The organism is Blautia sp. Marseille-P2398, assembly GCF_964240315.1.
GTDB classification, from domain to species: domain Bacteria; phylum Bacillota; class Clostridia; order Lachnospirales; family Lachnospiraceae; genus Blautia_A; species Blautia_A wexlerae.
In genome coordinates, this window is record NZ_CAXSTD010000003.1 from 1 (window position 1) to 26065 (window position 26065).

At 39.0% G+C, this 26065-nt stretch carries 29 protein-coding genes, 2 pseudogenes and 1 riboswitch; of the genes and pseudogenes, 26 read left to right on the forward strand and 5 right to left on the reverse strand.

What is annotated here, in order from left to right; genetic code table 11:
* Positions 1-232: 232 nt before the first annotated feature.
* Complete coding sequence (locus ACESZG_RS04315; RefSeq protein ID WP_173698259.1) at positions 233-1096, reverse strand: serine hydrolase; 864 nt, start codon at positions 1094-1096, stop codon at positions 233-235.
* Between the two features lie 393 nt (positions 1097-1489).
* Here ACESZG_RS04315 and ACESZG_RS04320 point away from each other — a divergent pair, with 393 nt between their 5' ends.
* From ACESZG_RS04320 to ACESZG_RS04330, 3 genes are read left to right on the forward strand one after another with little or no spacing between them, the layout of a single operon-like run.
* Positions 1490-2215 (forward strand): hypothetical protein, encoded by a 726-nt coding sequence (locus tag ACESZG_RS04320; protein WP_373217645.1) that lies wholly within the window; start codon positions 1490-1492, stop codon positions 2213-2215.
* An 8-nt stretch (positions 2216-2223) separates the two neighbouring features.
* Positions 2224-2802, forward strand: coding sequence for an SOS response-associated peptidase (locus ACESZG_RS04325; RefSeq protein ID WP_373217647.1), 579 nt, complete (start codon positions 2224-2226; stop codon positions 2800-2802).
* Positions 2803-2818: 16 nt separating this feature from the next.
* The gene (locus ACESZG_RS04330; RefSeq protein ID WP_062807667.1) at positions 2819-3190 is read left to right on the forward strand and encodes a DUF4186 domain-containing protein; all 372 of its coding nucleotides are present in this window, start codon (positions 2819-2821) and stop codon (positions 3188-3190) included.
* A 13-nt stretch (positions 3191-3203) separates the two neighbouring features.
* Here the strand turns inward: ACESZG_RS04330 and ACESZG_RS04335 are convergent, their stop codons facing one another.
* Positions 3204-3398, reverse strand: a complete 195-nt coding sequence (locus ACESZG_RS04335; RefSeq protein WP_008704297.1) for a hypothetical protein — start codon at positions 3396-3398, stop codon at positions 3204-3206.
* A gap of 182 nt (positions 3399-3580) precedes the next feature.
* On the opposite strand from ACESZG_RS04335, the gene ACESZG_RS04340 reads away from it, so the two are divergent.
* Entirely contained in the window at positions 3581-4972 is a 1392-nt protein-coding gene (locus ACESZG_RS04340) for an MATE family efflux transporter (RefSeq protein ID WP_330380932.1), read from the forward strand.
* Here the strand turns inward: ACESZG_RS04340 and ACESZG_RS04345 are convergent.
* The gene (locus ACESZG_RS04345; RefSeq protein ID WP_368210886.1) at positions 4960-5685 is read right to left on the reverse strand and encodes a LysR substrate-binding domain-containing protein; all 726 of its coding nucleotides are present in this window, start codon (positions 5683-5685) and stop codon (positions 4960-4962) included. The two genes, ACESZG_RS04340 and ACESZG_RS04345, sit on opposite strands and share 13 nt — an antisense overlap.
* Positions 5686-5738: 53 nt before the next feature.
* Entirely contained in the window at positions 5739-6674 is a 936-nt protein-coding gene (locus ACESZG_RS04350) for an AEC family transporter (RefSeq protein ID WP_055058694.1), read from the reverse strand.
* A 143-nt stretch (positions 6675-6817) separates the two neighbouring features.
* Between ACESZG_RS04350 and ACESZG_RS04355 the strand changes: the two genes are divergently transcribed.
* The 6 genes from ACESZG_RS04355 to ACESZG_RS04380 all read left to right on the forward strand — a co-directional run bounded on the left by ACESZG_RS04355 (position 6818) and on the right by ACESZG_RS04380 (position 10209).
* Positions 6818-7747: an AEC family transporter gene (locus ACESZG_RS04355; RefSeq protein WP_008704291.1), complete on the forward strand. Its 930-nt coding sequence runs from the start codon at positions 6818-6820 to the stop codon at positions 7745-7747.
* A gap of 351 nt (positions 7748-8098) precedes the next feature.
* Complete coding sequence (locus ACESZG_RS04360) at positions 8099-8563, forward strand: nucleoside deaminase (RefSeq protein ID WP_195990784.1); 465 nt, start codon at positions 8099-8101, stop codon at positions 8561-8563.
* A gap of 15 nt (positions 8564-8578) precedes the next feature.
* Entirely contained in the window at positions 8579-8800 is a 222-nt protein-coding gene (locus tag ACESZG_RS04365) for a response regulator (RefSeq protein ID WP_373217726.1), read from the forward strand.
* Positions 8801-9393: 593 nt separating this feature from the next.
* Entirely contained in the window at positions 9394-9531 is a 138-nt protein-coding gene (locus ACESZG_RS04370) for a hypothetical protein (RefSeq protein WP_182437640.1), read from the forward strand.
* A gap of 24 nt (positions 9532-9555) precedes the next feature.
* On the forward strand, positions 9556-9771 hold the full coding sequence (locus ACESZG_RS04375; RefSeq protein WP_055059027.1) for a hypothetical protein: 216 nt from the start codon (positions 9556-9558) through the stop codon (positions 9769-9771).
* 21 nt (positions 9772-9792) lie between these two features.
* Complete coding sequence (locus tag ACESZG_RS04380; protein WP_195990780.1) at positions 9793-10209, forward strand: hypothetical protein; 417 nt, start codon at positions 9793-9795, stop codon at positions 10207-10209.
* Between the two features lie 50 nt (positions 10210-10259).
* On the opposite strand, the gene ACESZG_RS04385 is transcribed toward ACESZG_RS04380, so the two are convergent.
* Positions 10260-10775, reverse strand: a complete 516-nt coding sequence (locus ACESZG_RS04385) for a helix-turn-helix transcriptional regulator (protein WP_195990781.1) — start codon at positions 10773-10775, stop codon at positions 10260-10262.
* Positions 10776-11161: 386 nt separating this feature from the next.
* Between ACESZG_RS04385 and ACESZG_RS04390 the strand changes: the two genes are divergently transcribed.
* The 16 genes and pseudogenes from ACESZG_RS04390 to ACESZG_RS04465 all read left to right on the forward strand — a co-directional run.
* Positions 11162-11476: a hypothetical protein gene (locus ACESZG_RS04390; RefSeq protein WP_243283643.1), complete on the forward strand. Its 315-nt coding sequence runs from the start codon at positions 11162-11164 to the stop codon at positions 11474-11476.
* Positions 11477-11525: 49 nt separating this feature from the next.
* Complete coding sequence (locus ACESZG_RS04395; protein ID WP_055054355.1) at positions 11526-11744, forward strand: hypothetical protein; 219 nt, start codon at positions 11526-11528, stop codon at positions 11742-11744.
* A 341-nt stretch (positions 11745-12085) separates the two neighbouring features.
* A complete protein-coding gene (locus ACESZG_RS04400; protein ID WP_055054354.1) occupies positions 12086-12733 on the forward strand; it encodes a flavodoxin family protein in 648 nt (215 codons plus the stop codon).
* A gap of 99 nt (positions 12734-12832) precedes the next feature.
* Complete coding sequence (locus tag ACESZG_RS04405) at positions 12833-14755, forward strand: ATP-binding protein (RefSeq protein WP_270401581.1); 1923 nt, start codon at positions 12833-12835, stop codon at positions 14753-14755.
* Between the two features lie 193 nt (positions 14756-14948).
* Positions 14949-15083 carry a hypothetical protein gene (locus ACESZG_RS04410; RefSeq protein ID WP_265107675.1) on the forward strand — a complete coding sequence of 45 codons (135 nt, stop codon included), beginning with the start codon at positions 14949-14951 and terminating at the stop codon, positions 15081-15083.
* Positions 15071-15241, forward strand: coding sequence for a helix-turn-helix domain-containing protein (locus ACESZG_RS04415; protein WP_008371604.1), 171 nt, complete (start codon positions 15071-15073; stop codon positions 15239-15241). Before ACESZG_RS04410 ends, ACESZG_RS04415 begins: the two co-directional genes overlap by 13 nt.
* Positions 15242-15265: 24 nt before the next feature.
* Positions 15266-15550, forward strand: a complete 285-nt coding sequence (locus ACESZG_RS04420) for a hypothetical protein (protein WP_173698237.1) — start codon at positions 15266-15268, stop codon at positions 15548-15550.
* Positions 15551-15566: 16 nt separating this feature from the next.
* Complete coding sequence (locus ACESZG_RS04425; protein WP_120062653.1) at positions 15567-16478, forward strand: ABC transporter ATP-binding protein; 912 nt, start codon at positions 15567-15569, stop codon at positions 16476-16478.
* Entirely contained in the window at positions 16478-17380 is a 903-nt protein-coding gene (locus ACESZG_RS04430; protein ID WP_055057976.1) for an ABC transporter permease, read from the forward strand. Before ACESZG_RS04425 ends, ACESZG_RS04430 begins: the two co-directional genes overlap by 1 nt.
* 239 nt (positions 17381-17619) lie before the next feature.
* A riboswitch (cyclic di-GMP riboswitch) is annotated at positions 17620-17695 on the forward strand.
* 178 nt (positions 17696-17873) lie between these two features.
* Positions 17874-20741 carry a response regulator gene (locus ACESZG_RS04435; RefSeq protein ID WP_368211072.1) on the forward strand — a complete coding sequence of 956 codons (2868 nt, stop codon included), beginning with the start codon at positions 17874-17876 and terminating at the stop codon, positions 20739-20741.
* A 70-nt stretch (positions 20742-20811) separates the two neighbouring features.
* Entirely contained in the window at positions 20812-23643 is a 2832-nt protein-coding gene (locus ACESZG_RS04440; RefSeq protein WP_368211073.1) for a transporter substrate-binding domain-containing protein, read from the forward strand.
* Positions 23644-23822: 179 nt separating this feature from the next.
* Positions 23823-24125 (forward strand): annotated as a pseudogene (locus tag ACESZG_RS04445) (Hpt domain-containing protein); the annotation flags it as partial.
* 279 nt (positions 24126-24404) lie between these two features.
* Positions 24405-24617: a DUF6219 family protein gene (locus ACESZG_RS04450; RefSeq protein ID WP_120062651.1), complete on the forward strand. Its 213-nt coding sequence runs from the start codon at positions 24405-24407 to the stop codon at positions 24615-24617.
* Positions 24618-24620: 3 nt separating this feature from the next.
* On the forward strand, positions 24621-25076 hold the full coding sequence (gene bcp, locus ACESZG_RS04455) for a thioredoxin-dependent thiol peroxidase (protein WP_055057979.1): 456 nt from the start codon (positions 24621-24623) through the stop codon (positions 25074-25076).
* Positions 25076-25837, forward strand: coding sequence for a peroxide stress protein YaaA (gene yaaA / locus ACESZG_RS04460; protein ID WP_120062650.1), 762 nt, complete (start codon positions 25076-25078; stop codon positions 25835-25837). The genes bcp and yaaA overlap by 1 nt, the downstream gene beginning before the upstream one ends.
* Positions 25838-25879: 42 nt before the next feature.
* Positions 25880-26062: pseudogene (locus ACESZG_RS04465) on the forward strand (transcriptional repressor); the annotation flags it as partial.
* Positions 26063-26065 lie beyond the last annotated feature (3 nt).

The following is a 26065-nucleotide window of genomic DNA, read 5'->3' on the forward strand; positions in this document are numbered from 1 at the left end:
AGGCCCTCCTAATGATATTTATTGTATCATAGAAGAACCTTATAAACATTATTTTACAGAAAAAGTTTCATACTCTCGCCAAATCAGAATCGGGTTCTGATTGTAGTATTATTTTCTCAAATAATCGGCGATTGCCTTAAAACAGGAAATTGGATTCTCTCCGCGGAAACTCCCATATCCACTAACTCAGCATTATAGAAAGAGAAGATTGTTTTTCCGCGGAGAAAAGATATTATAATTTTGCGCAGACAAGCTCATAAACTGTCTTCAGAAGTTCGTCTCCCCTGCGACATTCTGAAACAAACGAAACGACTGCGTTTTTTTTCGGAAGGATCATAGATATCTGGGAGTATTTTCCGTCCGCCCGGAAAGAATTATATTCACCACGCCAGAAAAGATAACCATAGTATCCAACATCAGCTGCCTTTGTACTTTCTTCTATCCATTTCTCAGACAGTATCTGTTTTCCATTCCACTTGCCTTTGTTAAGATAAAACAGTCCAAATTTGTGAAGTTCAGAAAGGGTCAGAAATAATCCGCCGGCTCCAAAACTGTTTCCAAGTGGATCAGTTTCCCATGTAGGACGTTTTATTCCAAGTTTGGAAAAAAGCCTGGGTGTAAGGTAAGAAACAAGATCGCAGCCGGAGCGTCTCTGTACAAGAATGCCTGCCAGATAGGGACCAACGTTATTATACACAAAATGCGTACCCGGCTTATACTTAAAGGGAATAGCCAGAGACATTTTTACCCAGTTATCTTCTTCATAGAATGGTCGTTGTTCTCCCATCAGACTGCCCTTCTCCTGTCCAAGGCACATGGTAAGAAGATCACGAACAGTTGCTTCTTTCAGGTTCTCATCTATACACTCCGGCAAGTCACCTGAAAATGCTTCTGTTAGTTTTTCATTAAGATCGATCAGCCCTTCCTGAACAGCAAAGCCAACTGCACAGGATGTGAAACTCTTTGTTGCAGAATAAATATTCCTTCTGCATTCCGGTTCGCTGTACCACTCTGCTGCAAGTTCATTATCTTTTGAAATTTTGATTCCAAGAACATTATATTCTTTTGCTTTCTTAACAAAATCTGAAATATCCATAATATTTACACCCTTCTTGTCCTTAAATGTATTTTATTACTTTTATATTAACACAAAAATGGTGGATAAACCAGTTATTGCAGAAGGTGGTATATTACTATATTTCATCTTTAGACAAATTTCAATATTAAATATTGATTTTGTCTTTTTGTTATACCCGAATTTCAGCAAGACATTGCATCTTAATCTCTCAATATTCCCTTTTTTATCATAATTAAATCCTTCTGCTGATATTTTCATCAATGCAGTATTGGCAAATTGCTTAAGTTAATGACATTGTGTATGAACAGTAACAAAAATGTCATCAATTTTTTCGATAAAAATATATATCTTTGTCTTGCCTTGTCAATGTGTGGTATATTTAAGACAGCAAAATACAGAAAGGCGAAAGTCATGGGAAACGAAGCAGGGGAATGGATCATTCATGGAGTAACATGGGATGATCCGAAATGCATCCACGATGTGGATGAAGCAGTCGAATATATCAACCGGGTTGGTTTTCTTCCTCTTTTTAAGAACGAAATTCCGGGGTTTTCTCTGGAGGAACGGACAGTGGCAGAATATTGGTGGTCTGATGATCCGGTGAGGGATCCGTGGAGATGGAGGATTGCCATTGCCAAAAGACATGATGTTCTTTACGGAAAATTCTTTGCCAAAAAAGCCGGGTTTATTTCCAAAAAATGGCTGCCGGTATTTGCCAACTACCGCAGGGACGGCTATGATTTTGATGCTCTGTTTGAGGATGAAAAAGTACCGATTAAACATAAGAATATTATGGATCATTTTATGGAAAATGATGCAGAAATCTACTCCTACGAATTGAAAAAATTGGCTGGATTTGGAAAAGATGGCGAAAAGGGATTTGACGGAGCCATTACCAGCCTTATGATGCAGACATATCTGTGTAACTGCGACTTTCGGAAAAGGATCAATCAAAAAGGCGTGGAGTACGGCTGGGATGTGGCTGTGTATTCTTCTCCGGAACACATTTATGGATATGACCATGTTACTTCCTGTTATAAGGAAGATCCGCGGACATCCTGGGGAAAAATTGTTGATTATATGAAGCGGCTTTATCCGGAAGCTAAGGATATGCAGATAAGAAAGATTCTAAAATAGGAGAGAATATGTGCAGCAGATATTATATAGATCTCGATATGATGGAGGAGATTTCCAGAGTGGTACAGAACATAGATGGGAGGATCCGGCTGACACAAGGAGATATCCGTCCGACCGATGTCGCACCGGTCATTGGACAGTCAGAACATGGACTGGAACTGGGTATGTGCAGATGGGGATATCCCCTGTCAAAAGGCAAAAATCCGGTCATCAATGCAAGGGTGGAAACCGTCATGGATAAACCTTCCTTTCAGAACGGAATCTTATATCACCGGCTGTTGATTCCGGCAGGCGGGTTCTACGAATGGAATTCCCTGAAAGAAAAGAGTTCCTTTACCAGACCTGATTCCTCTGTGCTGTACATGGCAGGGTTCTGTGACTGGTTTGAGAATGAACGAAGATTTGTGATCCTGACTACCACAGCGAATGATTCCATGAAAAAAATCCATGATCGTATGCCTTTGATCTTGGAAAGGGAACAAATTACAGACTGGTTTGATAATAACAAAATGCCTGTACTTCTGTACCAGACACCGACTCAGCTTAATCGACAGACGGAATATGAACAGCAGAGTCTGTTTTCATAGAAAGTGGTGAGTTTTAATGACAAAGGATGAATGGTACAAGCAACTGTTCGAGAGACTTGAAAACTCCAGATTTCGGAGCAGATTTCATCTTAAGCAGAAGGATATTGATTATATTCATGAAAAAGGACTGGATACGATCCGGAAACACGCAGAGGATTTCATTACAAAACGGGAAGCTCCTGCATATATCCCCAATGATGGGAAGCAAACACCCATGCGCGGACATCCGGTATTCATCGCACAGCATGCAACTGCGACCTGCTGCCGGGAATGCATCCGCAAATGGCACAAGATACAACCCGGCCGGGAATTGAGTCAGGTGCAGCAGGAGTATCTTGTCGATGTGATCATGACATGGATTGAGAGAGAATTGGAAAACGCACGATAAAAGGGGGCTTTAATTACATGAAAAGAAAAAGAATTTCATTCCTGACAATGCTGATGCTGGCAGTCATACTACTGATGCCGGCATCCATATTTGCCTGTGCATAGCCACGGCACATTCCTGCAGTGGGGAAATCAATAACTCCTTTGCGGATCAGTTCACGAACTTTCTTTGGGGACATATCTACATAAGGTGTGATATCAAAAGCCATAATAAATTACCTCCTGTTTCGTACTTTACAATATAAAAGTATTGTACAGTAAACTGACAGGAAATGCAATGCTATAAATAGTGGCGGCTTGATTTTTATATAAAATATTTTATAATAGGAATGCCGAAGGGTGTTGCCGGACGCGTTGTGAACAGCAATAATATATGAATGGGGGAATGAGAGTGGCAGCATATGAAAAGAGTAAGAGTGTGAAGTTAAAATCGATCAGTACCATGACAGAAGGGACCATCTGGAGACAGATCCTTCTGTTTTCTATTCCATTGATACTGGGAAATCTGCTCCAACAGATGTACAATACAGTGGACTCAATTATTGTAGGAAATTTTGTGGGCAGCAATGCACTGGCTGCAGTTGGTTCCAGTACGTCGCTGATTTGTCTGCTGATTGCATTCAGTATGGGGGCATCTGCAGGTGCGGGAGTTATTGTATCCCAGTTTTATGGAGCAGGAGATGAGAATGGCGTTCAGCGTTCTGCACATACAGCCTTGATGCTTGCGCTTATTCTGGGAATTGTTCTTACTATCGCTGGAATTGTATTTTCACCTGCAATTCTCAGGTGGATGAGAACTCCGGAAGAAGTAATGAATCAGTCAGTTCTGTATTTGAGAATTTATTCTTATGGACTGGTTTTTAATGTCATCTATAATATGGCAGCGGGGATCCTGAATGCAGTAGGTAACTCCAGACGTTCGCTGATGTATCTGGCAGTAGCTTCGTTTTCCAATATTTTTCTGGATTTATGGCTTATCGGCGGAATGCACATGGGAGTCGAGGGTGCTGCAATTGCAACAGATATCAGCCAGGTACTTTCCTGCATTTTTGCATTATGGTTTTTGATGAGAGTTCCGGATATTTACCGCATAAATCCGAAGAAACTTTCCATTGATAGAACAATGGCAGGACGGATTATCCAGGTAGGTCTGCCGACTGCAATTCAAAACACGGTAATCTCCTTTTCAAATGTACTGGTACAATCTGGTGTCAATGGATTCGGAGCCAGTGCAATGGCGGGTTTTGGTGCATACCTGAAAGTAGATGGGTTTAACATTCTGCCGGTAATGAGTTTTAGTATGGCAGCAACGACTTTTACCGGTCAGAACTATGGTGCGGGAAAAACAGACAGAATCAGGAAAGGATTGAGAGTAACTCTTGGAATGAGCGTGCTTTATACGATCGTGACAGGAATTCTCCTGCTGACCTTTTCCAGACCGATCATAGGGATTTTCAGCAGTGATAAAGAAGTAATCTATTATGGGGCACAGGCAATGAAATATTTCTGCCCGTTCTATTTCCTTCTGGGAATTATGCATTCCCTGGCAGGAACCATTCGCGGAACAGGAAAGACGGTACCTCCCATGGTAGTGATGCTGCTTGCATTATGCCTGTTCCGTATTCTGTGGATTCAGTTTGTGGTTCCACATTTCACCAGCATTGATATTATATATGTACTGTATCCTGTTTCATGGGCTGTAGGAATGGTACTCATGCTTATCTATGCATGGAAGGGAAATTGGATGCCAAAAAAATATCAGAATATTAATCAGACTGTCTGATAGTATTCTTTTACATAGTGAATGAACTGGCGTACATGGGATTTCAGAATTCTATTTTTACTGTAAACAATATAAAAACTGCGTTTGTGAGCAGATTCTTCTAATGGAAACAGAAGAATCTGCTTTGTTTTTTGCAGGTCAACGACAGATCTGGCAGAAAGAATGGAAAATCCAAGCCCGTTTACAATAGATTTTTTGATTGATTCGAGGTCATTCATGCGGGCTACTACATTCAGACTGGAAGGTTCAATACCGGCATTTTCCAGAAAAATATCCATTTCCTTTTTGGTTCCGGAGCCTTTTTCCCTGATGATAACAGGATCCTTGATAGAGTCCTGAAAAACAACAGGTTGTTCTTTTTGTTTTAAGTTTAAATAATGATCATTCACAGGGGTAGCAATCACCATATTATCCTGACAGAAGGGAATAAATACACAGCTGTCGTCTCCTGTATTCTGTCCTGTCAAAGCCAGATCTACGGTCCCATCCAGTACACGGTTAATAGCGCCGGAACTGTCTGTCTGCCAGGAATGGAAATATACATCAGGATACATTCTGCCAAAACCTGCGAGAAGTTCAGGAAGGAGATAAGAAGAAGGAATGGTGGAGGCTGCCAGATCAATGATCTGCTTTCTGGAACCGGTGAAATTCTCCAGAAGATTGTTGCGGATATCCAGAATGCGGAAAGCGCTGTCGTAGAGTTGGTATACCACACTTTTTTATAAATGAAATTTATAAATATTTATAAAAAAGTATTATATTTAAATCATCCGATAAAATGAAAAATCCAGTAAATAAATGGAAGTGTAAAAACAGAACAGATAGTTGTAACAAGAATTCCACCCATTGCATAATCGCCATCTGATCCGTAGGCATTTGCCATCATTACCACAGAGGACATAACTGGCATTGCAGAAGTCAGAGCCATGGTAGTGCGGATTTCTGAAGAAACCGGAAGATATCCAAGTAATACATAGAAGAAAAGCGGAAACAAAAGCATTTTTAGGATGACAATTCCATAATAATCCAGTCTCCGGATATTTTTCAGTACATCGATACAGGCGAAAACACCGCCAAGATAGATCATTGCGAGAGGTGTGGCGGTCTGGCCGATTTTCTGAAGGGAATTGTTCAGAACTTCAGGAAGCCGGATTCCTGTCAGCACACAGATCACAGCAAGAAAGATGGAAACAGTAACAGGATTGATCAGCTTCCGGAAATCAAAACGGTTTTTTTGACTGTCTGTACCTGAAGTAAGGCGTACACCTGCTGTCCACAGCATGAGCTGATCAATAATGGTAAATACACAGATGTAGAGCATACCGTTTTCCGGATAAATACTGGTTACTATGGGAATACCCATAAATCCCACATTTCCGAATACGCTCATGGCACTGTAAAGCTGCCTGTGGTTACCATGCAGATGAAAAAAAATACCAGATATGTAGCTGAGTAAAAACAGACATATATACATAATTCCCGCAATCAGAAAAATGCTCAGTGAATGAAAAAGAGTTTTACGTTCCACTCCGTTTACAGTATTGATAAAAATCATTACAGGAAGCGCCAGTTTTATTACAAATTTTGAAATGACTTCAAGATTTTCTCTGTTCATAACCCGTGTGCGGATCAGGATCACGCCTGCAAGCATGTAGATCACGAACATTCCGATCTGAGCAGTCAGAATGCTGAAAGTATTCATTTGAGTTCTCCTTTTTTTTCGTAAATTCACATAAAATTATAACTGCAAAAAAGTGAAAATACAACAGAAAGTATAGGTGGCGAAAAATGTTTTTTTGAGTTACAATAAACAAAGCTGAGTTATATATTAGGAGGAGTAAAAAAGTGAATGTATTAGAAATTGTTCTGCCTGTACTGGTTATGATCGTGGTCGGTATGCTGTGCAGAAAATGGAAGATTCTGACCAGAGACGGAATCAATAACATGAAGGTGCTTGTAACGAATGTTATGCTTCCGGTTGCTATTTTTCATGCTCTGGCAACAGCGGAATATAATAAAGAAACCGGAATCCTGATTTTGATCATGTTTGTAATGCTGGTAGTATCCTTTGGTCTGGGCTTTTTGCTGAAGCCATTTCTGAAAGGAACCTATCAGAAATATCTACCGTTTATGGTAAGCGTATATGAAGGGGGACTTATGGCCTATCCGTTATATACAAGCCTCTGTGGCAGTGAAAATCTTTCCCGTATTGCAGTTCTGGATATTGCCGGACTGCTGTTTGGATTCAGTGTATATATGGGAATGCTGGGACAGGTGGAAAACGGTGAGAAGATTGATGTGAAAAAACTGTTTTTCAGTGCATTAAAGACTCCGGCATTTATTGCAAGTATCCTGGGAATTATTGCAGGATTATCGAAGGTGATCCTTGCAGTTTTAGACAGTCCTTTCGGAGGCGTGTACCAGAGTGTGGAAAATATTCTCACCACATCTGTGACTGCCATTATTTTACTGGTAGTGGGATACAGCATGGAACTGAATGCGAAATTATTAAAGCCATGCATTGCCACGATCATCTTACGTGTATTGCTTCAGGCAGTGATGATCGCAGGAGTTCTTGTTGCTGTACATTATCTGGTAGGTGATGATCGGCTTGTCAATCTTGCAATTATCAGTTATATGTCAGCACCGGCCACATTCAGTATGCAGACTTTTATGAAAGATGAAGAAGGAAGCGCTTATGTTTCCACAACAAACTCCATGTACTGTCTGGTATCTATTCTTGTATATATAATTATGGCAGTGACAATCTACTGATCATGAAATCTGAATAACAGAAAATGAAAATTACCGCGGATTGAAATAGACCTGGCGGTAATTTTTGTATGTCGCAGGAAATTACTTCGTAATGTACCTGTGATATATAGTGCTCCGCATGAGGCGTAGAATCCTGTAAACGGGAAAGGGGTTGCAGATATTTAAATAATTTGGTAAAAACAACTAAAATATATTGAATGATGGCAAAAAATATTGTAAAATAAAACGAAAACAAAGACTTGTGGAAAGGGAGCATACGTATGGAGAAAAGGTATACGATTGGTGTAATGATCGGAAATGTAAATTCACCGCATACGATGAATCTGATGCAGGGTACAGATGGGTAATACGATGCAGGATGAAGTATTTATGAAAAAAGCGATTGAACTCTCCAAACTGGCAGTGGAGCATGGGAATGAACCCTTTGGAGCAGTGCTGGTAAAAGACGGAAAGGCTGTGTTCTGTAATGAAAATCAGATCTATACAAAACATGATCCGACCTTTCATGGAGAAGCGGGACTGATCCGGGAATTCTGCGCACAGACAGGCATTACGGATCTGCACGAATATACGCTTTATTCCAGCTGCGAACCATGTTTCATGTGCAGTGGCGCAATGGTCTGGGTAAAATTGGGAAGACTGGTCTATGGTGCGAGCAATACGGACTTGGAACATATCCTTGGCAATGCCGGGTGTAACTGTTCCGGCATGGTGTTTAAAAATTCTTTCTGGAAACCGCAGGTGACATCCGGTGTATTACGAGAGGAGAGTCTGGCGGTTCTGAGGGAATATTTCGAGAAGCATGAGAAGGGCTGAAAAGGATATTGTAAAATATATCCGGAGATTGAGCTTGAAGATAAGATACAGGGAAATCTGTTGACAATAACAAAGTATATTGAAAAAAGTAGGGAGGTTCCTATTATTGCAATGACAGCAAATGCATTTGCAGAGGATGTACAGGCTGCCTTGAATGCCGGAATGGATGATCATGTGGCGAAGCCAATTGATATGGATATTTTAATTTTTGCTGTCGAAAAATGTGTGAAACGATGATTCATTTGATGAAGAAGATGTCTGCCCAGATTGTCATAAGAGTAATGGTAGAAGTGGGAGTATGGAATTTTGGAATTCACCTCTTTCAGATGAAGATACAAAATGATTACAAGATAATTAAGGTACAGCAGAGAAATCTGAGGTGTCTTTGGATACGAAAATTAATGAAGTTGAGAGTCTGTTGGTATTACGCTGGCAGACTTTCTTTGATTCTTAAAATAGTAAATCGTATTCTCTCCGCGGAAGCCCCCATATTCGGTAACCTGGTATTATAGAAAAGAAGAGCCTGGTTTTCCTTGGAGAAAGATATTACAGTTTTGCACAGACAAACTCATAAATAATATGAGCTTTATCACCGAAGGTTTTGCCAGTTTCCTGGATGATGCGGTTAACAGGGTAAATAGGAAGCCCAGATTTTAATATATCATTTTTCTATAATAAAAAACAACTTTGGCAGAGAATTATTAAAATAGAATTCTTGAAATTCGAGAAATATAAAGGTTCAATTCTTCATAATGGGTGTTTATTATGAAAAAATATTTTGCTATACTGACAATGTCAACAGTAAAGAAGAATATAAACGAGGTGATCAGATGGAAGCAGCACAGAGAATTCGATTGATTCGAATAATAGAAAAAATGGAGAAAAATCCGGAATTCAGTAATAAGTTTGGAATGAAGAACACATCTGAATATTTAGCAGAAAAAGAACCAAAAAAAGGCATTTATTAGAATAAGTTTCAGGAGGGGTAAAAAATGTTATCATTATTGTTTACAATTTGTATGATCTGGTTTGTAGGAAAATTTTTTGTTTTCGGGTTAAGAGCATCCTGGGGAATTATGAAATTACTTTGCACAGTTATTTTCTTCCCGGTGATATTGATCGGTATGGTTTTGGGTGGACTGATGTATATTGCTTTTCCATTGTTGATTGTCGGTGGCATTATAGCACTGGCAACCTCACATTCATAATGGATCAGGAGGAGAAGACGAATGGGGTATGATATTGAGAAAGAAAAGAGAGAAGCTATTGAAGCCGGCCGAAGAGCACTGAGTAGTCTTCGTACGGCAAAAGAAAATCTGAACAGTGCAAAGAACTGGGGTCTGGTAGATATGTTTGGCGGTGGATTTTTTACTACAATGCTAAAACATTCCAAAATGGATCAGGCGAAACGGAATATGGAACAGGCAAAGTATGATCTACGTAGTTTCAGCAGAGAATTAAATGATGTAAATATGGCATGTAACTTAAATATCAATACTGGAGATTTTCTTTCATTTGCGGATTATTTTTTTGATGGATTTGTTGTGGACTGGGTGGTCCAGGATCGGATCAATAATGCAAAAAGACAGGTAGAAGAAGCAATTCGAAGAACCGAAAGCATAGTCAGTCAATTACAGCGTATGTAAGGTAAAGGCAATGAATCAGAAATGGTCCATTGCCTTTCGTGCAGTATGGATTATTTTAGTTTTGCTTTTTCGGCATTTAAGAGTTCAAGATTGAGCGCCTGCTTCCCGGCTGTTTTATCTACCCAAAGATTCAAAGAGTCTATAGCTAAAGAAATTTCATCAAGTTTTTTACTGATATAAGCAAAATCCTTCATTTCATCATCGCTGATTTTACCGTCACGTGCAATTTGGATTAGGCGGCCGGTAAGAGGATTGATTTCATTTAAGCTGGCAATTGTCTCCAAAATGATATTTGATAAATTAGTCACTTCTATTTCAGGAACATAACGTTGACCTATTTCGCATTTGTGAGAGCAGTAATAATTGCAAAGATCTGGTCTTTTATAGGCATCTGCCATCTGGAGGATATCATAAGGCGTTGGTTCTTGTGTTTCATATTCGAATTTTTCAATTTTTGAATCAGAGACAGCAGTCATTTTTTCACTGGCCTCTGCTCTTGTAAGTCCTGCCGCTTCTCGGCAAAGCTGGTAAATAGTTTTGTTTTCCCTGGTGGATTGTTTACCCATGAGAATTCCTCCCTCGTATATCGCTAGGCATGAGGATTACCTGTCTTCCAGGCCACATGCTGCGCAGTTATTTCATAATATATTTTATTATACTTGATTTGTAAGCTAACAACAAGTAATTGATGGTATAATGTCCATAGGCGTTACTGTTCACTGGTAATATCCCGCGAGGTGTTTTTTGTGAGCGAAGGTCACAGAAAACCCGAGACATACTGCGCGAATTTATGCGATTAGCATAAATTCTGTGCATCGCGAAGCGTGTTGCTGGGAACGGAGTGAACAGTAACCCATAGGCAAATGAGTGAATGTCGCCTGTTATGCGATTTCAAAAAGAGAAAAGAGTGTTATTCTGAGATATAAGAATAAAGAATCAGGAGGAGAATGATATGAGTAAAAAAGGATATAGCAAATCAGGATTATTTGGTTGCATCAACCATTATGATGCAAATGGAAAGAAGGTAGGTGAGAGTCGACCGGGATTTTTTGGCAGTATGAATGATTATGATGCTAATGGTAATAAAATCGGACATAGTTCTCCGTCTTTTTTGGGAGGCATGAATCACTACGATAATAATGGTCACAAAGTAGGCGAGAGCCGTCCTGGATTCTTTGGCAGCATGAAGCATTATGATAATAAGGGGAATAAGCAGGGACATAGTGAGCCAGGATTGTTTGGTGGATATAATCATTACGATGAATAAGAACTGTAAAGGCGGTACAGATATGGCACAGCAGAAAGAAGGCGATAGTATGGGATTGTTCAAAAAGAAAAATGTTAAAAAATCTTATGATAGAGAATGTATGAAACCAGTAATTCGTGCAAGTATTTGCACAGGTGAGCAGGTGGCAGGATTCAAAGATATGCAGACTGGAAAACTGGAAGAAATCATGCTGATCAAGTCTCCCAAGGATTTAGATGACTTTAAAAATATGTTTGGGATAACAGAAGAAATCGAGAAAGAATACTGAATGAGGACAAATATGCAGAGGGCGGATAAAAACTATAAGGATTTAAAACAAAAACAGAAAAGTGTAATAGCTGATAAAACATACAGTATGTATTCAGATTTTTCTTTATTGCAGGTTACACTTCCGGAGGTACACCATATGGTGTCACCTGGGAAGAAATGGGGATGAAACCATGGGAAGATTTGGAAGAAAATGAGTAAACAGATAAGCGTAAAAAATCTGGAACTGTATCAAAAAAACAGCAAGACGTACGCTTATGTCCATGCGGTATAACAGGATTATATCCTATGGACGTGGTGCTTTGCCAAAACTGATAGAAAAATCAACGGAGGTTAAATTCAATGAAAGTAATGCTTGTTAACGGAAGCAGTCATCTGCATGGAACAACAATGACAGCTTTGGAAGAAATGATAAAGGTATTTCATTCAGAAGAAGTAGAGACAGAGGTTGTTCAGCTTGGAGGAAAGCCGATAGCGGATTGTCTTCAATGTAATGTCTGTCAAAAAACAGGAAAATGCGTGATTAAAGATGATGGTGTGAATGAATTTGTTGAAAAGGCCAAAACAGCAGATGGCTTTGTATTTGCAACACCAGTATATTTCGCACATCCAAGCGGACGTATTTATGATTTTTTGGACAGAGTTTTTTACAGTGCCGGAGGTTATGACGCCTTCAAATTTAAACCGGGTGCTGCTGTTGCAGTAGCAAGAAGAGGAGGAACCACGGCAGCTCTTGATGGGATCAATAAATATTTTGGGATTGCACAGATGCCAGTCGCCGGTTCTACCTATTGGAACATGGTACATGGTCTTTACGGAGAAGAAGCTTCTCAGGATGAAGAAGGTATGCAGACCATGCGGAATCTTGCACGAAACATGATATGGATGATGCGCTGTTTTAAACTTGGAAGAGAGAGTGGTATTCTGTATCCGGAAACAGAAACTGATGCTTGTACCAATTTCATAAAACGAAGTGATACGTTACGTTAAGCCGATGGCTTTAATTGGAAGTTTTGGAATTAAAAACTGCATGAAAATGTGCTATGATAAAATTGATAAATTAGGATTTAGAGGATGTGAATGAGCAGCATGAAGAAAACAAAAGAAGGAATTAATTTGAAAAAACTCCTTAGGCTGAAGAATACAGGCAGTATCTTTGTGATTGCGGGGCTTTTGATGATTTTTGTAATAGCGTCGTACACATATATTCTGCAAAGTTCTTACACTAAGACCGCCCTTGAAACAGAAATCACACGTGACACAGCGAGTGCAGATGCAGTACACAAACTTGTGGATGGAAGAATCGGCAAAGAAGATTTTGATCAAATCAAAGATCAATCTGATGAAAAGAAGCAATTATATAAGGATATTTCTTCATATTTCAATGAAATCAGAACACTGAATTCTACTCGATATATTTACACCGCTAAAAAAAATGAAGAAGGAAAACTCGTTTATGTGGTAGACGGTTTGAATCCGGATGCGGATGATGTAAGACACCCTGGAGATTATATTGAGGAAGAAATGGTTCCGTATATTGATAGGGCTATTTCTGGGGAGAATGTGTACTCTCAGGATATCATTGATACAACATGGGGTCCGATTTTTACGGCTTGCTATCCTGTAAGCGCAAATCTTGATGGGACAGGAGAAATCATTGGCGCATTTTGCATTGAAATGGATATGCAATCAGCTTATGGAATGGTTGAAAAGACGAATCATATTTCCATCATCTGCGGTTTAGTCGCAGGAGCTATATTGCTTTTAATTTGTCTATATACCTATTATGTTTACCAGAAAAGCAAGGCAGAAGAGCAAAAACAAAAACAATTATTAATGACCGCCGCTGAGGAAGCAGATGCTGCCAACAAAGCAAAATCTGCGTTTTTGCTTAGTATTAGCCATGACATCAGAACGCCGATGAATGCCATTATTGGATTTACAAACATTGCGCTTCACCAGAACACGGTTTCAGATATTCATGGTAGCTTGGAGAAAGTTCAAAAAAGTTCGAATCATCTTCTCTCTTTGTTGAATGACGTTCTGGATTTTACTCGCATTGAAAGTGGAAAAGTTACTATTTCGCCCGAGCCAATGGACATTACTCAATTGACAGATAACGTCCAGGCGATTATGAATGGACTTCTTTATAATCGAGATCTTAAGTTTGAAGTACATCGAGAAATCTCAAAGAACCCATATGTCCTTGCGGATGTTGTGCGTATCCGAGAAGTTTTGGTGAATCTTCTTGGCAATGCTGTGAAATTCACAAAGGACGGCGGAAAGATTACTTTGGATATCAGCAGTTACCCAGGAGCGGATGAGAAACATATCATAACTCGTTATGTTGTTCGAGATAACGGTATTGGCATGAGCGAAGAGTTCCAGAAAAAATTATTCGATCCGTTTTCACAAGAAGATGATGCTAATGCCAGAACCCAATATAAGGGAACCGGTCTTGGTATGGCCATCACAAAAAAATATGTGGATATGATGGGCGGTTCAATTGCTGTTGAGAGCAAAAAAGGTGTAGGTTCTACATTCACAGTGGAGATCCCACTGGAGTTGACAGAACAGGTTATTCAATCAGAACAAAAACAACATCTACATAGAGATTTGACGGGTATTCATGTTCTTATGGCTGAGGATAATGATTTAAATGCTGAACTTGCTACGATAATGCTGGAAGATGCTGGTATGACCGTAACACGCGCATCAGACGGAAAAGAAGTTGTGAATTTGTTTAAAAATCATCCACGAGGCACATACGATTTTATTTTGATGGATATTATGATGCCAAACATGGATGGACACCAAGCAGCAAAAGCCATTCGAGCCTTGGGTATAGAGCGGTCTGATGCAGTTACGATTCCAATTGTAGCTTTGTCTGCAAATGCTTTTATAGATGATATTCAGGAATCCCTGGATTCAGGCATGAATGACCATATTTCCAAGCCGATTAACATGGAGGAATTAATCGATACTATCACTAAATACATTAAACACGATTAGGAAAACAAAGAAGTTAATTCTGATGAAAAGTTTGCACTGGTCTTGCACTGACTTTTCTATTTCGATGTGATATTATTATAATCGCCAGAAAAGCAATGAGGGTCTACGGAGTTTTCCGTAGGCTCTTTTTTCTTGGCCGGATGCGTCTTTCATCCTTTCACGCATCCGTACATACGAAAGGAGGATTTTTTTTGTGAAAATCTTAGAAAACAATAACAAATCAAACAACCTAGAAGAAAACTTAATTTTGGTTGAAACTATTCCGATAAAAGAATATACTTATAATAGGCTTGTTGTATCGTTTGGAGGAAAATTATGGATTATATAACAACGATCGAAATGTCAAAAATATGGGGAATTTCATCTAGAAGAATTTCTCTTTTATGTAGCCAGGGAAGAGTGCCTGGAGCAGAGAAAAAGGGAAAGACTTGGCTAATACCAAAAGATGCGGTAAAGCCAACAGATCCTCGAAAGAAAAATAGATGACGTATTGGAGGTTATAATGCTTATGTGAAGACCAGAACATTGGTATATTTTAAGGATAAAATTTGTGAAATAAAGAATAAGCTTGTGAAGGCTATTTTTTATTATATAACAGTAATTATGCTGGTATTGGATCCAATATATTTGTGTTTACTCAGTGGAGCATTTGGTGGTGGAGATGTAAACGGAATCCTTTATTTAATGCCACAGGCATGGATATGGACGATTTTCGCCTTCATATTACTTTTTAACATATGGATTCTATTAAAAAAGGTAAATCCAACGTATACTGCGTCATTTAAGGAAAGATGAAACAAAAGGAGAAGATATGGAATCAGATATCATTAAAATCAGTCATCTGAATAAAAGCTTTAGCGAAGTAAAAGCGGTAAATGATTTGAGCTTTCGTGTGAAAAAAGGAGAATTGTTTGCGTTTCTTGGAGTAAACGGTGCAGGGAAAAGTACAACCATTTCCATTCTCTGCGGATTGCAGAAAAAAGACAGCGGAACGGTTCAAGTAAACGGAATAGAAACTGACAAAGTCGGCGCACAGACAAAAAGAATGCTTGGTGTTGTGTTTCAGGATAGCGTACTTGATAAACCGCTTACGGTGAAAGAAAACCTAAAGAGCAGAGCTGCTTTATACGGCATTACAGGAAATGCCTTTGATAAGAGATTACAGGAGCTGGTCGAGATTCTGGATTTTGACGAGTTTTTAAACAGACCTGTAGGTAAGCTGTCGGGAGGTCAGAGAAGAAGAATTGATATTGCCCGTGCATTATTGCACAGACCGGAGATTTTGATTCTTGACGAGCCTACTACAGGGCTTGATCCGCAGACAAGGCAGTTAATCTGGAATGTTATCGAGAAACTTCAGAAAACTGAAAATATGACAGTATTTCTGACTACACACTATATGGAAGAGGCTGCTAATGCCGGGTATGTTGTGATTCTTGACAAAGGAAGTATTGCAGCGGAAGGTACACCATTTGAACTTAAAAATGATTATGTACAGGATATAGTGTCTGTTTATGGTATTTCCGAAGATGAAATAAAGTCATTGAACAGAGAATATAAAAAAATACGTGACGGATATCAGATAAAAGTAAGAAATACGAAAGAAGCTACGAAGCTTATTGTAGAGCATCAGGACCTATTCACGGATTATGAAGTAGTAAAAGGCGGTATGGATGATGTATTTCTTGCAGTCACAGGAAAGAAGCTTGGAGGTGAACGCTGATGAGAACAGTATTGGCATTAATGGACAGGAACAGGAAACTGTTTTTTAAAGATAAAGGTATGTTGTTTACATCAATGATCACACCAGTTATTCTAATTGTTCTGTATGCTACATTTCTTGCAAAGGTTTTCAAAGATTCTTTTACAGCAGCAATTCCGGATATGATTACAATTTCGGATAAGCTTATTAATGGAACCGTGGCAGCACAACTGACAGCATCACTTATGGCAGTGAGCTGTATCACTGTAACATTTTGTGTGAATCTGACTATGGTGCAGGACAAGGCAAATGGAACAAGGAAGGATTTTAATGTTGCACCGGTCAGCAAGGAAAAAATTTATTTGGGATATTTTCTGTCAACAGTAGCTAATTCATTGATGGTCAATGGACTTGCGTTTGTATTATGCCTGGGATATTTACTTAAAATGGGATGGTATATGAATACAGCAGACATATTATGGGTTTTATTTGATATGATATTGCTCGTCCTATTTGGAAGTACGCTTTCAAGTATCATTAGCTTTCCGTTGACAACACAGGGACAGCTTTCGGCTGTAGGTACAATTGTCAGCGCAGGATATGGTTTTATATGTGGTGCTTATATGCCGATTTCAAATTTTGGACCAGGTCTTCAGAAGGCACTGTCTTATCTTCCGAGTACATATGCCACTTCATTGATTAAGAATCATATGCTTCACGGAGTTTTCAGAGAGATGGAGAGAAAAAATTATCCGGATGAAATGGTTGAAGCGATAAGAGACACGCTTGATTGCAATCCGGTATTTCATGGAAATGTGGTGAGTATAAATCAGATGATTGGCATTATGATGGGAAGTATAGCTGTATTTGGAATTATTTACTATGTGGTTACATTGTTGTTAGCGGGTGAAGGCAGACGATAGGAAATATTGTTTTTAGCGGGTGAAAGTTCTAGGGATATGGAACGATCTGAGTACAAATGAGCAGGAAACAGTAATGTCAATGCTGCGTGGTCTTCGGAAGTAGAAGAACAGTTCGAGTATATGTATCGGCTGTTCTTTTTTTTATTTTTTGGCGTTAAAACGGTAATGTTTTTCTTGTGTACAGTAGAGTGCTATAGTATAATAAAACCAGTTTTTTTGCATAAGTATTAAAGCTATAATATGGAAATTGGCAAACCAGATGAAAGTCTGGGACGCAAAGCTACAGGGCCTGTAAAATGGCAGCCAGTTGCATGAAATGAGGTGCACTGTCTGTTTGACAGTGCTTTTTTATGGTAGAGCACTTGAATAAGTAATACAGAAGCTGTTTGGAAAAATATTGTGAAAAATAGTGTGGAGGTTATTGATAATTAATGAATGTAAAATTAAAATCTGGAAGCAAGCAAGCAACTGTAGCCTAGAGGAGGGGAGAAAGATGAAGAAGTGCAAATTAGTACAGAATATAATGAATTTCAAATTTTGTTACATTATATTTTGCACAATTATATGTTTTATTGTTTTATCCGTTCCTGCATCTGCCAAAGAAAACTCTGACAATGTTATCCGGGTAGGATCTTTTGAGGAAACTTATAATGTAGTCAATGAAAAGGGAGAAAGAAGCGGCTATGGTTATGAGTATCTTCAAGATATTGCAGGTTATGCAGGATGGACATATAAATACATAACAAGTGATTGGAAAAACTGCTTTACACAGTTGGAAAATGGAGAGATTGATATTCTTGGTGGCATTTCCTATACAGACGAACGTGCTGAAAAAATGCTTTTTTCCGATATGCCTATGGGGGAAGAGAAATATTACATCTATACGGATGCATCCAATATGGATCTTACAGCAGGAAATTTGGATTCTTTTGAGGGAAAAAATATTGGTGTGTTTAAAGATAATATAGTGGAGGATGTGCTTAATGAATGGGAATCAAAATATGGTCTGTATACGAAGCATATCAATGTTTCTACAAACACAGAAATTATGGACAAACTGTCGAACCATGAAATTGACTGCTTCGTTTCGCAAGAAGACCCCCGTTGGGAAGAATCGGATATTTCACCGCTTACAAGTATTGGAGAGACAGAAATCTATTTCGCTATAAATCCAGAACGTCCGGATATCAAAGAATCACTGGATAGTGCTATGCGCAGAATCAAGGATGACAACCCATTTTACACAGATGATCTCTACAGGCGTTATCTTTCTGCACAGAGCAGCTCGTTTCTTTCAAAAGAAGAAAGTGAGTGGATCGGGCAGCATGGTGCAATCCGGATAGGGTATTTGAATCAGGATGGAGGTATCAGCAGTGTAGATCCATCAACAGGTAAACTGACAGGTGTTATTACAGATTATGTGGATCTTGCAGAAAATTGTCTGCAAGGTCAGACTCTGGAATATGAATTAAATGGATATGAGACAAGAAGTGAACTGCTTCAGGCATTGCAGGATGGAAAAATAGACCTGATTTTTCATGCAAACCAGAATCCATACTTTGCAGAAACAAATGGATTTGCTTTGTCGGATACGCTATTGACTCTGAATATGGAAGCAATTACGGCAAAGGATTCTTTTGATGAAAATAAAGAGAATATAGTTGCCGTTGAAAAAGATGATTTTGCATTGAAAGCATATCTTTCATACAATTATCCGCAATGGAAGGTTGTGGAATATGAAACATCAGATGCAGCAGTAAAAGCAATGCAGAAAGGGGAGACGGATTGTATTGTAAGCAATTCAGGTACTGTTTCAGACTATTTGAAAAATAATAAGCTTCATAGTGTTTTCCTGACAAAAGAAGCTGATGTTCCATTTGCTATTCAGCAGGGAGAACCGGTTCTTTTGTCCATTCTGAATAAAACACTGACATCTATGCCTACAACTCAATTTTCAGGTGCAGTAGTTTCGTATAATGTTTCCTCACGAAAAGTTACAGCGAAGGATTTTATTCAGGACAATTTACTGACAGTATTACTTATCGCTGGAATTTCTTTTTTCGTTGTCCTGTGTATAATTCTTGATTCTTTGAAAAAATCAAAACGTGCGGAAGAAAAATCCAAGAAGTCTGCTGAGCAGGCATTGAAGCTGAATCAGGAGCTTGAAGAAAAACAGCAGGAATTACAAAATGCACTTGTAGGAGCACAGAGTGCCAATAAGGCTAAGACTTCCTTTTTAAATAACATGTCTCATGATATCAGAACACCGATCAATGGTATTATTGGTATGCTTACGATTCTTGAGAAAAGCGGAAATGATGCTGAGCGGGCAAAGGATTGCATGAATAAAATATATGAGTCATCGAAGCTGCTACTATCATTGATAAATGATGTTTTAGATATGGCAAAGTTAGAATCAGATACAGTGGTTTTTGGTGATGAATCCATCAATCTGGATCAGGTATGTCAGGAAATCACGGAGTCACTATCTTTTCAGGCAGAAGAAAAAGGACTTCATGTTATAGGAGAACATGATGATTACAGTGGTATATATGTTTGGAGCAACGCAGTTCATCTGAAAAAAATATTGATGAATCTGTTTACAAACAGCATGAAGTACAATAAGGTGAATGGTTCTATTTACATGAGTATGAGAACGATTGAAAGATCAGAAGATCACATGACATGTGAATTTAAAATAAAAGATAATGGAATTGGAATGTCAGAAGAATTTATAAAAAATGAATTGTTTACTCCATTTGTACAGGCAGATAATTCCCCACGTTCTGATTATAATGGGACAGGTCTGGGAATGCCTATTGTGAAACAACTTGTAGAAAAGATGGGCGGAACCATAACAGTTGAAAGCAAGCTTGGTGAAGGGAGCTGTTTTACTGTAGTACTTCCATTTAAAATTGATACGAATGCACGGCCGGAAGAAAAAGAAGATTTCAATGCAGATATATCAGGTGTCCGGATATTATTGGTTGAAGATAATGAGCTGAATGCGGAAATAGCAGAATTTATACTGACGGAAAATGGGGCTAAAGTAGAAACAGTGAAAAATGGGTTAGAAGCTGTTCAGCACTTTGAAGCCTGCGAATCAGGAACATACGATGTTATTTTAATGGATGTCATGATGCCGGTGATGGACGGGCTTACTGCCACAAAAACAATAAGATCCCTGGAACGGCAGGATGCAAAAACAATCCCTATCATTGCTATGACTGCAAATGCATTTAGGGAAGATGCAGAAAAGTGTATGGAAGCAGGAATGAACGCACATCTTGCAAAGCCATTAGATGATAAAACAATCAAGCAGACTATATGCGAAGAATTGAGAAGCAGTAGGGACAGGTGAAAATTTATTAAACCAGGAGGTTGACAAGGAGACGTATAGAGAAATATATTTGACAGACAGGAGATTTAATATGATTTCGAGAGCAAAGAAATATGTGGCAGTGTTACTGGTTTTTGTATGCGTGTGTATGATATTTTCTCCCCAGACTGCATATGCAGCCGAGGACAGTTCGCAGCATGAAACTGTCAAAGTCGGTTTCTTTGCCATGGATGGATACCATATGATGGATGAAGAGGGGAACCGCAGCGGTTATGGCTATGATTTCCTTCGGCTGATGGCCCGTTATTGGGATGTAGATTACGAATATGTCGGATACGATCAGAGCTGGGATGATATGCAGCAGATGCTTGAAGATGGCGAGATCGACATGGTAACATCTGCCCGCAAAACACCGGACAGAGAAGAAAAGTTTGATTTTTCACGTCCGATCGGAACCAATTATGGGATGCTGACCGTCCGCAGTGACAACAGCACGATTGTGGACGGCAATTACAGCACTTACAACTGTATGCGTGTGGCGCTTTTGAACGGAAACACCCGGAATGAAGAGTTTGCGGATTTTGCAGACAACAAAGGATTTACATATGTTCCATCTTATTTTGATACGACCGCAGAGATGGAGGAAGCCCTTCAGAGCGAAAAAGTTGATGCGATTGTTACCAGTTCTCTGAGAAAAACAAACAATGAGCGAATCGTGGATAAATTTGGCAGCAGCGATTTCTATGTCATTGTTAAAAAGGGCAATACAGAATTGCTGAATGAGATCAATTATGCAATCGATCAGATGAATGCGGTTGAGGGTGACTGGAAAACGACGCTTTACAATAAAAATTATGAAAGCATAGAAACTAAGAATCTGGAATATACGGAGCAAGAAAAAAGTATTATTGCACAATATTCCAAGGACAACCCAATTCGTGTTCTGTGTGATCCGACCCGTTATCCATATTCTTATAATGAAAATGGTGAGATGAAGGGGATTATCCCGGATTACTTCCGGAAAATTGCAGACTATGCCGGGATTTCCTATGAGTTTCTTACACCTGCCACCAGAGATGAGTATATTGCTTATCAGAAAAATAAGGAAGCCGCAGATATGAGTATCGATGCACGCCTGGAAACAGATAACTATGCTGAGACGAAAAAATGGGGGCTTACTGCACCTTTCATTACAATGCAGCTGGCAAGGGTGACACGGCGTGACTTTGATGGAGAAATCAATGTTGTTGCTACGGTTGACCAAACAGCATCAAATTCAATTGCAGATGCAATGGCACCCGGCGCAGAAAAGCTGATGTGCAGTACCCGGCAGGAAATGATGGAAGCTGTCCGTAAGGGTAAAGCCGATGCTGCCTTCGTCTACTATTACATGGCACAGGCGTTTGTGAATAGTGACACTACGGGCACCATGACATATACGCTGCTGGGACAGCCTACATTCACCTACCGCATGGTAGTTTCGTCAACAGAGAACCATGCGCTGGCTGGTATTCTGACGAAAGCAATGTATGCCATGCCAAAAAATCTTGTCGAAGATCTAGCAGCACGGTATACCACATACAAAGCAGCAGAGCTGACATTTGTTGACTGGATCCGTCTGCATCCTGTTGCTACTGTTTGGGTTCTTCTTATTTTCGGATGGCTGCTGACTACTATGGCTATGATAGCAATGCGTCTCAGTGCAAGAAAAAAAGCTCAGAAGGCAGCCCAGGAGAAGGCTGAGGAAATGGCGGAACTGGCAGAGCATGCGCAGGCTGCAAACAAGGCAAAAACAGCATTTCTGTCACATATGTCCCATGATATGAGAACACCGATGAATGCAATCATGGGATTCACCGGTATTGCAATGAAAAATAATCCGTCAGACGAAGTGAAAAATTGTCTGGAAAAGATTGATGAAAGTTCAGAGCATTTACTGTCGCTGATCAATGATGTATTAGATCTGACTCGTGTGGAAAGTGGAAAAGTGAAATACAATCCGGTACCGACAGATTTGAAAAGTATCACAGATTCTGCACTGGATATTACAAAAGGCTTTCTTACGAACAGGGATATCAGCTTTAAGATCCAGCGTGAAGAAGCAAAGATCCCCAATGTACTTGTGGATCCTGTACGTCTGCGAGATGTGCTGGTTAATATTCTGAGCAATGCCGTGAAGTTCACTCCGGATGGAGGGACGATTACATTTGAAGCCCGGTGTCAGGAAAAGGGCGGGGATGGATATATAAATATGCATTACCGCATTTCGGATACTGGTATTGGCATGAGTGAGGAATTTACAAAAGAAGTTTTTGAGAAATTTGCACAGGAAGATTCCGATGTGAGAACGCAGTACCATGGAGCTGGACTGGGGATGGCTATCGTAAAGAAGTATGTAGATATGATGGGTGGAACCATTTCCGTGCAAAGCAAAAAGCATGAGGGAACCACTTTTACTGTGGATATTCCTCTGGAAATTACTGATAAGGAATGTAATAAGTCAGACACAGGTTTTTCTGAAAAGGTAAATCTTACAGGTGTGAAAGTCCTTCTTGCAGAGGATAATGAGCTGAATTCAGAAATTACGACCGTGCAGCTGGAAGAGTTTGGAATGAATGTAGAAAGAGCTGTAGATGGAAAGAATGCTGTTGAGATTTTCAGAAATCATCCGGAAGGTACATTTGATGTAATCCTGATGGATATCATGATGCCTGAAATGAACGGTTATGAAGAGGCAAAAGCAATCAGGACGATGAATGACAGACCGGATGGAAAAAACATTCCTATTATAGCAATGACAGCCAATTCATTTGGTGAAGATGTTCAGGCATCACTGGATGCAGGAATGAATGCACATTTGTCAAAGCCGATTGTGATTGAGGAAGTTATAAAAACGATTTTAAGGTATGTTCATAATGATTAGCAGAGGTTCATGAATTAGTGGAATACAATTGACAGGGCTAAAAGATGACAATGCAGGAGTGCTATAAAGCTATCGGAGGAAACTATGAGGCTGTTTTGGGACGCCTTCACAGCGAAGCACTGATTTAGAGATTTACATTAAAGTTCCTTGAAGACCAGAGTTATCTACAGTTAAAACAGGCATTGGAAAATAAAAATTATGAAGATGCTTTCCGCAGTGCGCACACATTGAAAGGGGTGTGTCAGAATCTTTCCTTTGACCGTCTGTATGAGGTTAGTGATAAATCCTTACCGAACCAGATTTATTCACAGAATCTTATCAAGGTTATGCAGGAAAAAATCGATTTCTTCAAATCGAACAGTGGCATAAATTCGATTGATTACAATGCAAGTTCGGGGCAATTAACTATAATAAATGAAAAACAGAAGATAATATACCAGAGAGAAGATCCGGGATTTGATGTATTCAAAGTGTTTGAATAACTGCGCGTCGCATTCTCGTTACTTCAGTAATAGATAAGATTCTATAAAAGATAATACTATCTGATTTAAAATAATTCAACTACTTTCGACATTACTATAAATCAAAACAAATTGATTGACAAAGAAAACCTAGAGTTTATGCGGGATTAATGGACTTTATAATCGATGTAACTGTCAAAGACCCGGCTGCCCTGATTGTTTCATTATCAAATTGACATCTGATTATTGTATAGTATAATTACAATTAAAAACACCGAAGATAAAAGACGGAGGAATTATATGAAAGCACATAAATATTGGTCAGTAGGAGCATTGATCACAATGATTGGTACTTTTTACACTGGACATAAAGGGTTAAAATCAAGCCACAAATACTTTGCGTTAAGCTCTATACTATGTATGACAATGGCGATATATACAGGGCATAAAATGATTTCCGGGAATAGGAAGAAAAAGGTGAATAAAGAGAAAGTTACAGAGAGGGAGGAATAATTAATGTTGGAAGTAGGGGTCAAGGCACCTGATTTTGAGTTGCCAGATCAAAATGGAAAAATACACAGATTATCGGATTATGCAGGAAAAAAAGTAGTATTATATTTCTATCCCAAGGATAATACAGCGGGATGTACGAAACAGGCATGTGGTTTTTCCGAGAGATATCCTCAGTTTATTGAAAAAGGTGCAGTTATTCTTGGGGTCAGTAAGGATTCTGTATCCTCTCATAAGAGATTTGAGGAAAAATATGGACTGGCATTTACACTTTTAGCAGATCCAGAGCGGAAAGTTATTGAAGCTTATGATGTATGGAAAGAAAAGAAAAATTATGGCAAAGTCTCTATGGGTGTGGTAAGAACTACATATCTTATCGATGAACAGGGAGTTATCATCAAAGCCAATGATAAAGTCAAAGCAGCAGATGATCCTGAAAATATGCTTAAGGAATTAGATTAATGAAGATAATATTATCCCCTGCTAAAAAGATGATTACAGATACTGACAGCATAGCGCCGGATGGATTGCCTGAATTTATTGAAAAGACGACAGAGATACAAAGTTGGTTGAAAAGCAAGTCAAAAGAAGAACTGAAGACTATCTGGAAATGTAATGACAAAATTACAGAACAGAACTTCAATAGATTGGAAAACATGGATCTTTATCATTTACTTACTCCAGCTGTCTTATCATATGAAGGAATTGCTTTTCAATATATGGCTCCATCCGTGTTTGAGGACAGTCAGTTTGAGTATGTACAAAATCATTTGAGAATACTATCTGCGTTTTATGGCGTTCTAAAACCGTTGGATGGCGTGACACCTTACCGCTTGGAAATGCAGGCAAAAGTCGGCATAGGAGATGCAAAAAACTTATATGAATACTGGGGAGATATGTTGTATTGTTCAGTGATCGACAACAGTAGGATTATAATTAACCTGGCATCAAAAGAATATTCCAAATCTATAGAAAAGTATCTGACATTACGGGATAAGTATATTACAATTGTATTTTGCGAGTTATCAGGAGATAAACTGGTGACAAAAGGTACATATGCGAAGATGGCTCGTGGTGAAATGGTTAGGTTCATGGCTGAAAATAGTATTGAAAATCCTGAGGATATAAAAAAATTTGACAGACTTGGCTATGCGTTCAGGTATGATCTATCGTCAGATACGGAATATATTTTTGAACGCAGAATAGAGATAACATCTTATTAAAAAGGTACTTATTGTAGGTATTTTTTTAATAAAGTGATTCGATTTAACTTAAAAAATCATTACAATGTCAGGTGTGTAAAATGCGGTGAGGTATCAGGTGTAGACGTGGATGAAATATCAGACTTGATAGAAATGATTCATGACACGAATGGAATAAAATATTTAGATTATGATATTTCATTTAAAGGTATTTGCCCAAAATGCAGGGAGAAAGTAAAGGAATAGCAT

What these genes read in the sequence shown, in the direction of transcription:
- ACESZG_RS04315 (WP_173698259.1), bottom strand. Translation starts at nt 1,096, where the DNA reads ATGGATATTTCAGATTTTGTTAAGAAAGCAAAAGAATATAATGTTCTT.
- ACESZG_RS04320 (WP_373217645.1), top strand. Translation starts at nt 1,490, where the DNA reads ATGGGAAACGAAGCAGGGGAATGGATCATTCATGGAGTAACATGGGAT.
- ACESZG_RS04325 (WP_373217647.1), top strand. Translation starts at nt 2,224, where the DNA reads ATGTGCAGCAGATATTATATAGATCTCGATATGATGGAGGAGATTTCC.
- ACESZG_RS04330 (WP_062807667.1), top strand. Translation starts at nt 2,819, where the DNA reads ATGACAAAGGATGAATGGTACAAGCAACTGTTCGAGAGACTTGAAAAC.
- ACESZG_RS04335 (WP_008704297.1), bottom strand. Translation starts at nt 3,398, where the DNA reads ATGGCTTTTGATATCACACCTTATGTAGATATGTCCCCAAAGAAAGTT.
- ACESZG_RS04350 (WP_055058694.1), bottom strand. Translation starts at nt 6,674, where the DNA reads ATGAATACTTTCAGCATTCTGACTGCTCAGATCGGAATGTTCGTGATC.
- ACESZG_RS04360 (WP_195990784.1), top strand. Translation starts at nt 8,099, where the DNA reads ATGCAGGATGAAGTATTTATGAAAAAAGCGATTGAACTCTCCAAACTG.
- ACESZG_RS04370 (WP_182437640.1), top strand. Translation starts at nt 9,394, where the DNA reads ATGGAAGCAGCACAGAGAATTCGATTGATTCGAATAATAGAAAAAATG.
- ACESZG_RS04375 (WP_055059027.1), top strand. Translation starts at nt 9,556, where the DNA reads ATGTTATCATTATTGTTTACAATTTGTATGATCTGGTTTGTAGGAAAA.
- ACESZG_RS04380 (WP_195990780.1), top strand. Translation starts at nt 9,793, where the DNA reads ATGGGGTATGATATTGAGAAAGAAAAGAGAGAAGCTATTGAAGCCGGC.
- ACESZG_RS04385 (WP_195990781.1), bottom strand. Translation starts at nt 10,775, where the DNA reads ATGGGTAAACAATCCACCAGGGAAAACAAAACTATTTACCAGCTTTGC.
- ACESZG_RS04390 (WP_243283643.1), top strand. Translation starts at nt 11,162, where the DNA reads ATGAGTAAAAAAGGATATAGCAAATCAGGATTATTTGGTTGCATCAAC.
- ACESZG_RS04395 (WP_055054355.1), top strand. Translation starts at nt 11,526, where the DNA reads ATGGGATTGTTCAAAAAGAAAAATGTTAAAAAATCTTATGATAGAGAA.
- ACESZG_RS04400 (WP_055054354.1), top strand. Translation starts at nt 12,086, where the DNA reads ATGAAAGTAATGCTTGTTAACGGAAGCAGTCATCTGCATGGAACAACA.
- ACESZG_RS04405 (WP_270401581.1), top strand. Translation starts at nt 12,833, where the DNA reads ATGAAGAAAACAAAAGAAGGAATTAATTTGAAAAAACTCCTTAGGCTG.
- ACESZG_RS04415 (WP_008371604.1), top strand. Translation starts at nt 15,071, where the DNA reads ATGGATTATATAACAACGATCGAAATGTCAAAAATATGGGGAATTTCA.
- ACESZG_RS04425 (WP_120062653.1), top strand. Translation starts at nt 15,567, where the DNA reads ATGGAATCAGATATCATTAAAATCAGTCATCTGAATAAAAGCTTTAGC.
- ACESZG_RS04430 (WP_055057976.1), top strand. Translation starts at nt 16,478, where the DNA reads ATGAGAACAGTATTGGCATTAATGGACAGGAACAGGAAACTGTTTTTT.
- ACESZG_RS04435 (WP_368211072.1), top strand. Translation starts at nt 17,874, where the DNA reads ATGAAGAAGTGCAAATTAGTACAGAATATAATGAATTTCAAATTTTGT.
- ACESZG_RS04440 (WP_368211073.1), top strand. Translation starts at nt 20,812, where the DNA reads ATGATTTCGAGAGCAAAGAAATATGTGGCAGTGTTACTGGTTTTTGTA.
- ACESZG_RS04450 (WP_120062651.1), top strand. Translation starts at nt 24,405, where the DNA reads ATGAAAGCACATAAATATTGGTCAGTAGGAGCATTGATCACAATGATT.
- bcp (WP_055057979.1), top strand. Translation starts at nt 24,621, where the DNA reads ATGTTGGAAGTAGGGGTCAAGGCACCTGATTTTGAGTTGCCAGATCAA.
- yaaA (WP_120062650.1), top strand. Translation starts at nt 25,076, where the DNA reads ATGAAGATAATATTATCCCCTGCTAAAAAGATGATTACAGATACTGAC.